The sequence below is a fragment of the Mucilaginibacter sp. OK283 genome (genome assembly GCF_900110415.1).
Lineage (GTDB): Bacteria > Bacteroidota > Bacteroidia > Sphingobacteriales > Sphingobacteriaceae > Mucilaginibacter.
The window spans coordinates 352,365-365,117 of sequence record NZ_FODR01000004.1; the positions used below are offsets into that span (position 1 = coordinate 352,365).

Annotated in this window: 13 protein-coding genes; 8 read left to right on the top strand and 5 right to left on the bottom strand. The window is 42.7% G+C overall.

Going from position 1 to position 12,753, the window contains the following annotated elements:
• Positions 1-41: 41 nt before the first annotated feature.
• Positions 42-581: a DinB family protein gene (locus BMX56_RS12340; RefSeq protein ID WP_090647329.1), complete on the top strand. Its 540-nt coding sequence runs from the start codon at positions 42-44 to the stop codon at positions 579-581.
• Here BMX56_RS12340 and BMX56_RS12345 read toward each other — a convergent pair.
• Positions 578-1,177 carry a hypothetical protein gene (locus tag BMX56_RS12345; RefSeq protein ID WP_090647333.1) on the bottom strand — a complete coding sequence of 200 codons (600 nt, stop codon included), beginning with the start codon at positions 1,175-1,177 and terminating at the stop codon, positions 578-580. The genes BMX56_RS12340 and BMX56_RS12345 overlap by 4 nt on opposite strands.
• A gap of 262 nt (positions 1,178-1,439) precedes the next feature.
• Here BMX56_RS12345 and thrS point away from each other — a divergent pair, with 262 nt between their 5' ends.
• From thrS to rplT, 4 genes are all read left to right on the top strand, one after another.
• Entirely contained in the window at positions 1,440-3,365 is a 1,926-nt protein-coding gene (gene thrS / locus BMX56_RS12350; RefSeq protein ID WP_090647338.1) for a threonine--tRNA ligase, read from the top strand.
• Between the two features lies 1 nt (position 3,366).
• Positions 3,367-3,933, top strand: a complete 567-nt coding sequence (gene infC, locus BMX56_RS12355) for a translation initiation factor IF-3 (RefSeq protein WP_090647343.1) — start codon at positions 3,367-3,369, stop codon at positions 3,931-3,933.
• Positions 3,934-4,057: 124 nt separating this feature from the next.
• Complete coding sequence (rpmI, locus tag BMX56_RS12360) at positions 4,058-4,258, top strand: 50S ribosomal protein L35 (RefSeq protein WP_090647347.1); 201 nt, start codon at positions 4,058-4,060, stop codon at positions 4,256-4,258.
• A 79-nt stretch (positions 4,259-4,337) separates the two neighbouring features.
• Positions 4,338-4,682 (top strand): 50S ribosomal protein L20, encoded by a 345-nt coding sequence (gene rplT / locus BMX56_RS12365; protein ID WP_076369188.1) that lies wholly within the window; start codon positions 4,338-4,340, stop codon positions 4,680-4,682.
• Between the two features lie 321 nt (positions 4,683-5,003).
• Here the strand turns inward: rplT and BMX56_RS12370 are convergent, their stop codons facing one another.
• From BMX56_RS12370 to BMX56_RS12380, 3 genes are all read right to left on the bottom strand, one after another.
• Positions 5,004-5,747 (bottom strand): SRPBCC family protein, encoded by a 744-nt coding sequence (locus tag BMX56_RS12370; protein ID WP_090647351.1) that lies wholly within the window; start codon positions 5,745-5,747, stop codon positions 5,004-5,006.
• 180 nt (positions 5,748-5,927) lie between these two features.
• The gene (locus tag BMX56_RS12375) at positions 5,928-7,181 is read right to left on the bottom strand and encodes a serine hydrolase (protein WP_090647354.1); all 1,254 of its coding nucleotides are present in this window, start codon (positions 7,179-7,181) and stop codon (positions 5,928-5,930) included.
• Between the two features lie 125 nt (positions 7,182-7,306).
• Positions 7,307-7,531 carry a CDGSH iron-sulfur domain-containing protein gene (locus tag BMX56_RS12380; RefSeq protein ID WP_090647357.1) on the bottom strand — a complete coding sequence of 75 codons (225 nt, stop codon included), beginning with the start codon at positions 7,529-7,531 and terminating at the stop codon, positions 7,307-7,309.
• Between the two features lie 272 nt (positions 7,532-7,803).
• On the opposite strand from BMX56_RS12380, the gene BMX56_RS12385 reads away from it, so the two are divergent.
• The 3 genes from BMX56_RS12385 to BMX56_RS12395 all read left to right on the top strand — a co-directional run bounded on the left by BMX56_RS12385 (position 7,804) and on the right by BMX56_RS12395 (position 12,045).
• Positions 7,804-8,835: an aldo/keto reductase gene (locus BMX56_RS12385; protein WP_090647363.1), complete on the top strand. Its 1,032-nt coding sequence runs from the start codon at positions 7,804-7,806 to the stop codon at positions 8,833-8,835.
• Between the two features lie 408 nt (positions 8,836-9,243).
• A complete protein-coding gene (locus BMX56_RS12390; RefSeq protein ID WP_090647367.1) occupies positions 9,244-10,575 on the top strand; it encodes a Gfo/Idh/MocA family protein in 1,332 nt (443 codons plus the stop codon).
• A 117-nt stretch (positions 10,576-10,692) separates the two neighbouring features.
• Positions 10,693-12,045: a 3-keto-disaccharide hydrolase gene (locus BMX56_RS12395; protein WP_090647371.1), complete on the top strand. Its 1,353-nt coding sequence runs from the start codon at positions 10,693-10,695 to the stop codon at positions 12,043-12,045.
• A gap of 52 nt (positions 12,046-12,097) precedes the next feature.
• On the opposite strand, the gene BMX56_RS12400 is transcribed toward BMX56_RS12395, so the two are convergent.
• Positions 12,098-12,742, bottom strand: a complete 645-nt coding sequence (locus BMX56_RS12400) for an NAD(P)-dependent oxidoreductase (protein WP_177183793.1) — start codon at positions 12,740-12,742, stop codon at positions 12,098-12,100.
• Between the last annotated feature and the right edge of the window lie 11 nt (positions 12,743-12,753).

The window sequence follows — 12,753 nt, forward strand, 5'->3', positions numbered from 1 at the left end:
TGGATTGGTTTTGATGGTTTTTAGCTAACTGATAATTTATTATGAGAATAATAAACCCTCCACAGGTAAACGAATATCCGCCATATGCTATCATGTACATGAAGCTGGTGCCGGCAGATGGCTTACTGTTAAAGCACCTGCAAGATTGCTTCGATAGCATAAAACAATTAATATATGCATTACCAAATGAAGTTTTGTACTACAGGTACGCGCCAGGAAAATGGAGTATAAAGCAGGTGCTGGTGCATATTATTGACGATGAGCGCATTTATGCCTACAGGGCACTTAGGTTTGCGCGTAACGAAAAAAATGGCCTTATTGGATTTGATCAGGATGCTTATGCTGAATACTCTGATGCGGACAACCGGGAACTCGATAATATTTTTGAAGAATACGATGCGGTAAGGCGATCAACCATAGCCCTGTTTAATGGGCTGCCCGAAGACGCATTTAACAGAATGGGACATGGCACAGGCACAGCAAATGATGCCACTGTGAGGGCCTTAGCGTATCATATTGCAGGTCATGAACTACATCACATCAACATTATTAAAGAAAAATATCTCTGCGAAAGGTTCTAATTTCTTTCAACATCCAATATCTGCTCTTTTTTATCCATTAGTTTCAAATCGGCGGTACTTATGCCATCTTCTTCGGTTTCAAACTCCTTACTTTTTAAATTATCAATATCCGATTCCAGATTTGTTTGATACTTATTGGCAACGCAATATATACTATCACCAACAACCCTGTTAACCTTAATCAGGGTGTATGCGTTATCCTTTAATTTAATTTGAAGGATATCATCCTTTTTGAGCGAAGTAATCATACTGCTCACCTTTTTTGCCGTTTGCCTGCTGGAAATAGTTACGCCTACTGCTATCAGTGCGATAATAAAAACACCAGAAAATGTCCACACAGGTATCGCAGTATGCTTTTTAATATTGTAATAGCTCATTTTGAGCGAAGGTGTCATCTGGTCGAATTTTAACACCTGTTTGCAATTGGTACATTGCGAAACACCGGTTTTACCGATTGGGAAAAACGGTATCCAGTACACATGAGCGTACCGTTGAAATACGTTCATCTGCATTACATTACCTGCGCCGCAGGCCGGGCATGCATCTGCAATAAAATCGGTTTTTCGAAGGGTAGCTTTGGTGCCGTAGATGATCATTGTTTGGTGTGATAAAGGTTATGGAAATGAAGTTGATTAAACGATTTGAAAATAATCAAAAATTCAATCTAAAAAAATAATAGTTGATATCTTGATGCTATGTGGCGCATATGTGTTTACTTACCACTTTGTTCAAATCCGAAATCGAAATTCCCAATTCCGAAATCCTAAAAATAATCCTATTTTTGCACCTCAAAATATACAATCACTTTGTAGGTGATTGTGCAAACGTAATTTTATAAACTTTAAATCATAGTTGTAGATGATTAGTATTACACTTCCCGATGGTTCCGTTCGTCAGTACGACAAGGGGATCACTTCCGCCCAGATCGCGTTGTCGATCTCCGAAGGATTAGCACGTAACGTTTTAGCAGCCGAAGTTGATGGCGAGGTTTGGGATTCCAGCCGCCCTATCGAAAAAGACTCGCACGTTAAATTATTAACCTGGAACGATGCTTCAGGTAAATCAACCTTCTGGCATTCATCAGCCCACTTATTGGCCGAGGCTTTGGAGGCGCTTTATCCGGGTACCAAATTTGGTATCGGTCCGGCTATCGAAACCGGGTTTTATTATGATGTAGACTTTGGTGATCGTGAATTTTCGTCAGATGAGTTCAAAAAGATCGAAGATAAAATTATTGAGTTAGCCAAAACCAAAGAGGAGTACATTCGCAAACCCGTTAGTAAAGCCGATGCTATTGAGTATTTTACTGATAAAGGGGATGAGTATAAACTCGACCTCATCAAAGATCTGCCCGATGGCGCCATTACATTTTACACACAAGGTAACTTTACCGACTTGTGCCGCGGGCCGCATATCCCCAACACCGGTTTTATAAAAGCTGTTAAACTCATCAGCGTTGCCGGTGCTTACTGGCGCGGCGACGAAACACGCAAGCAATTAACCCGTATATATGCTGTAACTTTCCCTAAAGCCAGCGAGCTTACCGAATACCTGCACATGATTGAAGAAGCCAAAAAGCGCGATCACAGGAAATTAGGTAAAGAGCTGGAACTGTTCGCTTTTTCCGAAAAAGTGGGTATGGGCTTGCCGTTGTGGTTGCCAAAAGGAACCGCTTTGCGCGAACGCCTGCAAAACTTTTTGCAAAAAGCACAGGTTAAAGCAGGTTACGAACAGGTAATTACACCACATATCGGCCATAAAAACCTGTATGTAACATCTGGTCACTATGAAAAATATGGCGCCGATTCGTTTCAGCCTATAAAAACCCCGCAGGAAGGGGAGGAGTTCTTTTTAAAACCGATGAACTGCCCGCACCACTGCGAGATATATAAAACAAAACCACGTTCGTACAAAGATCTTCCTGTTCGTTTGGCCGAGTTTGGTACTGTATACCGATATGAGCAAAGCGGCGAGCTGCATGGCTTAACCCGTGTGCGTGGCTTTACACAGGATGATGCCCACTTATTTTGTCGTCCCGACCAGGTAAAGGATGAATTTAAAAAAGTAATTGACCTGGTATTGTACGTGTTCAAGGCGCTGGGCTTCGAAAACTATACCGCCCAGGTATCGTTACGTGATCCGGATAATAAAGCCAAATACATCGGTACCGACGAGAACTGGGCGCTGGCTGAGTCGGCTATTATTGAAGCGGCAGATGAGAAAGGCCTTACCACTGTTGTAGAATATGGCGAAGCGGCGTTTTATGGCCCTAAACTCGATTTTATGGTGCGTGATGCCCTGGGCCGTAAATGGCAATTGGGTACCATCCAGGTCGATTATAACCTGCCTGAACGTTTTGAACTGGAATACACCGGCAGTGACAACTTAAAACATCGCCCGGTAATGATCCACAGGGCGCCATTTGGATCGATGGAACGCTTTATTGCTGTGTTAATTGAGCATTGCGCAGGTAATTTCCCGCTGTGGTTATCCCCGGAGCAGTTTATTATTCTGCCGATATCAGAAAAATACGAGGAATATGCAAAAAAACTTTCTGATGTGTTAAAAGATTCCGATATTTGCGGGCTGATTGATTTCAGGGACGAGAAGATAGGGCGTAAGATACGCGATGCTGAAGTCAAAAAGATCCCTTATATGTTGATAGTGGGTGAAAAAGAAGCTGCCGAAGGCATGGTTTCTGTAAGGAAACATGGTTTGGGCGACTTGGGAAGTATGAGCATAGAAGATTTTAAAGAACAAATAATTAAAGAAATAAAAGTATAACTTGGCATTAAACAAACCTTTCAATAGAGGACCAAGGCTTCCTTTTAAGAAAAAAGAAGCTGAACACAACATCAATCAATTCATTAGGGCTCAGGAAGTTCGCCTTGTAGGTGATAACGTAGAGCAAGGTATTTTTTCATTAAGAGATGCCCTTGCTATAGCGCAGGAGCAGGAACTTGACCTGGTTGAAATATCTCCAAACGCCGTACCTCCGGTTTGTAAAGTAACGGACTATAACAAGTTCATTTACGAGCAGAAGAAAAAGCTTAAAGAGATAAAGAGCAATGCCAAGCAAACTGTTATAAAGGAGATCCGTTTCGGGCCAAACACTGATGACCATGACTTTGAATTTAAATTAAAGCATGCCATTAAGTTTTTGGAAGCCGGCGAAAAGGTAAGAGCTTACGTACACTTTAAAGGCCGCGCCATTGTTTACAAGGAGCAGGGCGAGATATTACTACTTCGTTTTGCGCAGGCATTGGAGGATGTAGGTAAAGTGGAGCAATTACCAAAGCTTGAAGGTAAAAGGATGTTTTTAACCCTTGCGCCTAAAGCTGCTAAAAAATAATTTTAAATGTGCGAATTTCAGATGTGCAGATGTGCAGATGAAAAAAGCATTAAAGATCAAACCCGCGGGTGTAATGATTTGCACATTTGCATATCTGCACATCTGCACATATAATTAAATAGTTATGCCAAAAATGAAAACCAATTCCAGTGCTAAAAAGCGCTTTAAGCTTACTGGAACAGGTAAAATCACTCGGAAGAATGCATTCAAAAGCCACATCTTAACTAAGATGTCGACTAAACGTAAGCGTAACCTTGGCCACACCAGCTTAGTTTCTAAAGCTGATAGTGGAAATGTTAAACGCATGCTTTGCATCGGAAAGTAATTCACAATTTTTTTTAACCAGGTATTAGAGTTTTAAGTTCGGCTGTAAAGGCAGGCACTCACTACCAAAATCAAACAACATGCCACGTTCAGTTAACGCAGTAGCGTCGAGAAGACGCCGGAAAAGGATCATGAACCTCGCCAAAGGTTATTGGGGTTCACGCAGCAAGGTTTATACCGTTGCAAAAAACACAGTAGAAAAAGGTTTACAGTACGCTTATCGTGACCGTAAAACCAAGAAAAGAGAGTTCAGGGCTTTATGGATCCAGCGTATCAACGCCGGTGCCCGCCAGCACGGAATTTCTTACTCTCAATTAATAGGTAAATTAGCAGCAAAAGAAATCGGTTTAAACCGTAAAGTATTGGCCGATTTAGCAATGAATCATCCTGATGCTTTCAAAGCCGTTATTGATGCAGTAAAATAATAACATTCACCGGCGTTGCCATTGAATTTAAAAGCCGCCTTGCATATTGCAAGGCGGCTTTTTTTAATGCTTTTAAGAAGCTGTCTAAAATTAAAAAAGCAGACCGTCATTGTATCTTTAAGGTAAACTGAAAAAATCGTTATGACGTGCAAAGAATATAGTTGAACGGAGGTCTTAAACTACCGTCATTGCGAGGTACGAAGCAATCCCGAACTATTTGGGACTTCGCATGCAGGGGATTGCTTAGTACCTTATAATGACGCATGCATATGTGCTTCATGAGAAATATAAAACCATTGATAAATCAAATTTAGACAGTCTTTAAGATATAATAATAACCTCCGGCGTATCAAAAGATGCTTCGAATCCGTTATCAATATCCATATACTGTTTAAAGTTTTGTACATCTTTATCAACCATGTTTTTAAATAATGGGTTCAATACCTGCGCTATACCTGCGCCTATGCCTCCTGCGGGTGGTTGGTAACTAATCACAATGTCAACTACGGTGCCTGTGCCGTCAACCGTATCCTGGAAACGTACCTTGCCCGCATTATTAATGGCCGAATCGGGTAGCGAACTCCAGCCTATCATTTCGTTTGGCTCATCCTTCACAATTTCGGCATGCCAGCTTACGGTTGCCATATCGGCAGGTAGTTTTAAAACCCAATAAGAATATTTAGAGTCAATCATTTCCACGCTTTCCAGGTGTTTCATAAACAGCGGCAGGTTATCCAGCTTTCGCCAAAAATTGTAAACCTTGTGCCTTGGCTGGTTTACTGTGAATGACGACCGGATATTAACGTTTATAGGGCTGGTAGAAAGTTTGCCAATGCGCTTATAAAGCTCACAATGCCCTGTGAGGCCCCGGTTTAACAGGTAACCACCCGCGCCAATTTTTAAAACACTTGAAAACGGGCTCGAGAAAATGTTTTTAAAACCCGACCAGCCAAGTTTTACACCACCAATGATAGATGTATAACGTTCCGGCCAGTTCAGGTTTATCCTGTCATCGCCATAAAGTATGGGGAAATTATCTTTGTATTCAATTATGGTAGTTGCCATGCGCTTGTTTTAATGGTACTAAAACTAAACGCAGGATGGCGAGGTAAGTTTTGTTGAATTGTATTTTATAACACGAATTGTCACGAATGGTATCGAATTACACGAATAAAAAACACAAACCACTTTTTCAATTCGTGTAATTCGATACAATCTGCGGCAATTTGTGTCTAATTCAATTTTTCAATTCGTGTAATTCGATACCATTCGCGGCAATTCGTGTTTGTTTTTTTTAGGCCGATGCAATTCATGTTGATAAATTACCTGCCCAAGGTTTTTTAGAAAAGGGAGGCATACCGTGGCGTACTCGTACTTGTTGTCATTGTAAATACCATCTTCGTTTGATTGCACAACAGCTGTAAGTAAAAACTCCACGTTATTTTTAAAGTCGACTATATAAGCGTTGTCAATGTTATAACCATAGCTGTCACCGTATTTATTAAAAATTCTGATGTTTGCATCGGGCACAGCGGTACTATCGGCACCATAAAACAACAGTTTGCTCATTACAGGATAATTTTGTGGCCGGTTATAGGTGGGTTTAGTACTTTCTGTGGGGAACATGCTCATATACTTGTAGATAAGCCGATAATCTGCCGGTGTTAAATTGAAGCGTTGCGCTTTGTCGAACGTTTCGGGGAAAAGCAACCGTTTTAAAACCATCTGCTGATCTGCAATGGTATAAACGTTTTTCTGGCTAAAGTCAAAAGGTTGCATTACCAGTTTATCATTCTTATCCAGGTAGCCTTTTCCTTGAACCATGTTATCCAGCTGCATGGGGTAGTCATTGCCATCAAACAAGGCTGGTTTTTGGTAAACCAGCTTATCGCCATTGTAAAAATCAATAGGGTTGGTGTGTTTGGTACCCTCGCCGGTATCATTTATCGCCAACCGGCCAATAATGCGGGTATTGTTAAGCTGGTATTTTTTTAGTTTTTGGTTAATCTCTTCGCGTCCAACAAACTCATACAGCCGGTTATAGGCATCGTTATCGCTTACCAGCAGTATCTTTTTTATGTAGTTTTCTATCGATGGCAAGCCATTGGCCGACGATGTATCTGTTTTAACTTTAGTTTGTCCTGCAAAAGCACTGTCGGTTATCATTGCCGAACTTTTTGTAAAGGCTTTAATTTTAAGCTCGTTAATTTTTTCGAGCGCGAAAATGCAGGTTGGCAGCTTTACAGTACTTGCCGGATAAAAATATCGCTTTGGATTAAGCCGGTAACTGAATGATTTAAAATGTGGTACGTTGTTTTTATCGCGATCAATCTGCGTATACAGGATCTGTACTTCGTTTTGTGTTGGATGGTTGAGGATGCCTTTAAACAACTCCGGGTGAGATTGCAGCAGATTTTTTAGGAAGACGGTATCTGGTTGTTGGGCTAAGGTTTTTAAACCGGTTACAATCATTATTAACAGGATGCAATATTGTTTCATTATGATAAATATACGCTATGTAAACAAGTTTACCGGCATAATAACACAAATGGCCCCGTAGGAGCCATTTGTTATAAAAAACCGATAATTTGCCGGTGCAGCAGCGGCGCCCGTTATTAAACGAATTATACCTTTTTAGGGGGTAAATCAAAAGCGATTGCATCATGCTCAAAATGACCTTTATGCGACCCATCACAAAATGGTTTGTTGGCCGATAAACCACAACGGCAGATAGAAACGATTGTTCTGCCCTGTAAGCCATAGTTATTGCCCTGCATATCTACAATTTCAAAATCGCCATCGATTTTTACAGATCCATTGTTATTAATAGTAAGTTTAGTTGTTGCCATAAGTTAAATTTTGGCGCAAAGTTAACCAATGCAATGGCCTTTAAAGGTGCTATTTGCTATTTAGAAGGGTTCCTGATTGGGGCTGCGAATAGAATCAGGAGTCAAGAATCAAGACAAAGACAGCGCATAACCTGGCCTTTTATTTTTGCTGGCCACAAATGACAAAATGATGATGCGCAATATCCGCGCTACAGAGACAGATGTTTTAGTTTTGTTATATGCGATAAAGGCTTACGGCCTTTTGCTTTAAACTTTCTGCTTAAAATTACACTATGGAATACAGACAATTAGGAGCATCTGGATTGAGGGTGCCCGTATTAAGTTTCGGAACGGCCACGTTTGGCGGCGGCAACGAATTTTTTAAAGCCTGGGGCAATACACAGGTTGATGATGCCAAAGAACTAATTAATTTATGCCTTGATGCCGGCGTCAATTTTTTTGATACCGCGAATATATACTCAAAGGGTTTATCGGAAGAGATATTAGGCAAGGCATTGGAAGGGCTGCGTAACGAGGTACTCATCAGCACAAAGGCCACACTTCCTATGGGCGATGGTGTTAACGATTATGGTTCATCGCGCCTGCATTTAATAAAGCAGGCAGAAGATAGCCTTAAACGCCTGCAAACCGACCATATAGATATTTACCACATGCATAGCTTTGATGCCACAACCCCGGTGGAAGAAACCTTGCGCGCGCTTGATGACCTGGTAACCAGCGGCAAGGTACGTTATATTGCCTGTTCAAACTTTTCGGGCTGGCATTTAATGAAATCGCTGTCGGTATCTGAACGTTATGGCTGGAGCAGGTACATTGCCAACCAGGCTTATTATTCGTTGTTAGACCGGGAATTTGAATGGGAGCTGATGCCTTTAGCTATTGATCAAAATGTGAGTACCATAGTTTGGAGCCCGTTGGCATCGGGCAAAGTGAGCGGTAAATTCAGGAGGGGGCAACCCATACCGGCAGATTCCAGAACCGTACAAGGTGGCGCTCATGGCCCGGCAACCAACTTCGATCGCTTGTACAATATTGTTGATGTTTTGGATGAAGTGGCCGAAGAAACAGGTAAATCTGTAGCACAAGTTTCAATTAACTGGCTGTTGCAACGGCCAACCGTTGCCAATATCATCATAGGCGCACGTAACCAGGAACAGCTAAAACAGAACCTGGGTGCCATTGGCTGGAATTTGACTACTGACCAGGTTAAAAAGCTGGATGCCGCCAGCGATTTGACTCCAATATATCCGTATTGGCACCAGCGCCAAAATCCAAAACTCATACCTCCGCCAATACAATACTAATATAATTATCTATTTAAGCATCTATAGCGGCAGGTTTTAAACCTGTAGCTATAGATGTGAAAGTCACGCGTTTTTTTACGTAAAAACACGTGTAGGAATTACTCAAATACCGTGTTTCTACTAACCTTATAACAACAGGGGATGTCTAATTTTACAAAGTAGACAGTTAATAGTTAATAATTTAACACACCTGAACATTTATCATTTAAAAAGACAAGCAAGGCTACCTGCCGGCTTGTTTTTTTGTTTTTCAGGTAGGCCGATTAGGTTAGCAACGTATTGACGTAACAGCTAAATTACAATGGTATTCAAAAAAAACAGTCTGTTTTCTTCGAAGCTTTACAAAACTTAACTAATTTGCCCGCCTGCCCCATGGGCAATTACAGTAAACCAATTTAGCTGTTACCTATGCTTAACCGAAGACAGTTCATTCAGAATACGTCAGTTGCCGGTACAAGTTTTTTACTTGCGCCCCAACTTTCAAAGGCGGCCGGTTTTTTCAAAGGCTCGCCCAACGAAAAAGTAGTTTTAGGCTCTATGGGCACCAATAGCCGCGGCCTTTACCTGGCACAGAGCTATGCTAAAATTCCTAATGTAGAGATAGGATATATCTGCGATGTGGACTCCAAAGTAGTGGATAGAACCATTGACGAGATTTATAAAATAACAGGCAAACGGCCAAAGGGAATTACCGATATCCGCAAAATGCTGGAAATAAAGGATATCGATGCAGTTGTTGTTGCCCCGCCCGATCATTGGCATGCCCCGGCAACCATCATGGCCTGCCAGGCTGGCAAACATGTTTATGTAGAAAAGCCCTGCAGCCATAACCCACACGAGGGCGAGATGGCTGTTGAGGCCGCAAAAAAATACAATCGCCTGGTGCAAATGGGTAGTCAGCGGCGCTCTTTTTCCAATGTACAAGCTATGGTGAAAGAACTGCATGACGGCGTTATTGGCCGTACCTATTATGCCAAAGGCTGGTATACCAACCACAGGCTAAGCATTGGGCATGGCAAGCAAGTGCCCGTGCCCGCGAATTTAAACTACGATTTGTGGCAGGGCCCGGCCCCACGGAAGCCCTACCAGGATAACCTGATTCACTATAACTGGCACTGGTTTTGGAACTGGGGAACCGGCGAGGCGTTGAACAACGGTACCCACGAACTGGATGTGATCCGCTGGGGTTTGGGGGTTGATTATCCTAACAAAGTAGTATCCACCGGCGGCCGCTTCCATTTTAATGACGATTGGCAAACGCCCGATACGCAAAATATCCTGTATAATTTCCCCAACAACACGGCTGCAGAATGGGAAAGCCGCAGTAGTAATGGTTTTAACATTGAACAATTAAGCCGCGGGGTGGTGTTTTATGGCGATAAAGGTACCCTGTTTTACGGCAGCGGCAATGGCTACCAGGTTTACGATGGCGATAACAAGCTGGTAAAGGAAGTTAAAGACGATACCAAAGTTGATGGCACCAACAAAGTTAGCCCTACCGAGGCGCTTGACGGCTTTCATCTGAAAAACTTTATCGATGGCATCAGGGGAGTAGCGGCGCTGAACTGCCCCATCGAAATTGGTTTTAAATCGACCCTTTTGCCGCAGTTAGGCAATATATCATACCGCGTTGACCGCGTGCTGCACATTAATCCAACTAACGGCCATATCCTGAACGACCCTGAAGCCCAAAAGCTTTGGAGCCGGGAATATGAAAAAGGCTGGGAGGTGAAGGTGTAAAGCCCACCCAAACCCTCCCCGGTAGGGAGGACTTAAAAAAGTGCTCTTAAGTCTCCCCTTCCGGGGGAGATTTAGAGGGGGCTGCATAGTTTAATAATTTGAATAAAATATCATAACATGAAAAAATACATCTATCCTTTAGCTCTTTTACTTGCAACGGCGTCATTAACCCAGGCGCAAACCAAAATATTTGATGGCAAAACGCTTAAAGGCTGGAAACGCCTTGCCGGTACTGCGGATTATAAGGTAGAAGACGGGGCTATTGTGGGCACCACCGTTTTGAACTCTGGCAACACCTTTTTGGTTACCGAAAAAGAATACGGCGATTTTATTTTAGAGTTGGATGCCAAAATAGAAAGCAAACTGAGCAACTCTGGTGTGCAAACACGTAGCCATTATAACCCTGCCGGTCATGATGGCAAGGGGCTGGTTTATGGCCGCCAGTTTGAGATTGATCCGTCGGACCGTAAATGGACAGGTGGTATTTACGACGAAGGCCGCCGCGATTGGCTATACCCACTTGATTTGAATGCCGCTGCCAAAGATGCCTTTAAAGTGGGCGAGTACAATCACATCCGCATTGAGTGCATTGGTAACGAAATGAAAACCTGGGTAAACGGAATCCCAACTGCTGATGTGGTGGATACCATAGACACTAAAGGCTTCATTGCCTTACAGGTTCACGCGGTTAGCGACGAAAAACAAGCCGGTAAAAAAGTATATTTCAAAAACTTTAACCTGCAAACTACCAATCTAAAATCAAAGCCGTTTCCTAAAAATGTGTATGTGGTAAACCTGCAACCCAACAGTATCACCGCTGCCGAAAAAGCCGCCGGTTGGAAGCTGTTATATGATGGTAAAACCAGTGCCGGCTGGCGTGGTGCAACCCTCAAAACTTTCCCTAACCATGGCTGGGAGGTAGCCAACGGAACCATGCATGTGCTGCCATCTGCCGGTAAAGAAGAATCGGGCGGCGGCGATGTGGTTACAGATGATAATTACAGTGCCTTTGATTTGTCGTTTGAGTTTAAGCTGACTCCGGGGGCCAACAGCGGTGTTAAATACTTTGTTACCCTGAGTGAAGTCACTACAGGATCAGCAATAGGCCTGGAGTACCAGGTATTGGATGATAAACTACACCCCGATGCCAAACTTGGCCGCGACGGCGACAGAACGCTGGCTTCATTATATGACCTTATTAAGGCAAATAAACCGGAGCGCTTTGTACACCCGATAGGAGCATGGAACATTGGTAGGGTAGTGGTTTATCCTAATAATCACGTTGAGCATTACCTGAACGGAGTTAAAGTATTAGAATACGAGCGTGGTTCAAAAGCATTTAAAGACCTGGTTGCCATTAGTAAATATACCATATGGAAAAATTTTGGCGAAGCCCCTCAAGGACACTTATTATTACAGGATCATGGTAATGAGGTGTTTTTCAGGAGTATAAAAGTTAGGGCCCTATAGAAAAACCGTCTCAAGTCTCCCTCCAAAGGCGAGACTTGAGACGGGATTATGCTTAATACCCTACTGTAAACCTTCTTTTTACAAATTCGTTGTTTTCCAGTTCATTTAAAATAGCAACGGCCAGGTCTTCAACCGTGATTTCGTGTTGGCCCTTCTCGTTAAATAATGGTTCATCGGTACCGGTACGGAATTTGCCTGTGCGCTCGCCGGGGTGCAGGTTAATGGCGGGGCTTAAAAATGTCCAATCCAATTCATCTTCTTTTTTCAGTATGTTCAGGTAATCGCGGGCCGCTGTAGCACCTGCTTTCCACTCGGCAGGGAATTGAGGGCTATCAACCAATTGTAAACCCGGTGCCACGTATAAACTACCTGCGCCGCCAACAACCAATAAGCGCTTAACGCCCGATTGTTTTACAGCCTGTTGTATCGCTTCGCTGCCTTTTAAGAAATCATTATAAAGGTTTGGATTTGTCCAGCCGGCGTTAAAAGCGCTAACTACTGCGTCATGGCCTTTAAGGGCCGCTGCCAAATTATCGGTATCCCAAATATCAGCTGTTACCGTCTTAAGCTTATCGTTATTAATACCAGCTGCCTGAGGGTTACGGGCTATAGCAGTTACCTCATATCCGCGTTGTAACGCTTCGTTTAATACAGCTTTGCCTACAAAGCCTGTAGCGCCTATTAGTGCTAATTTCATAATTGTTGTGA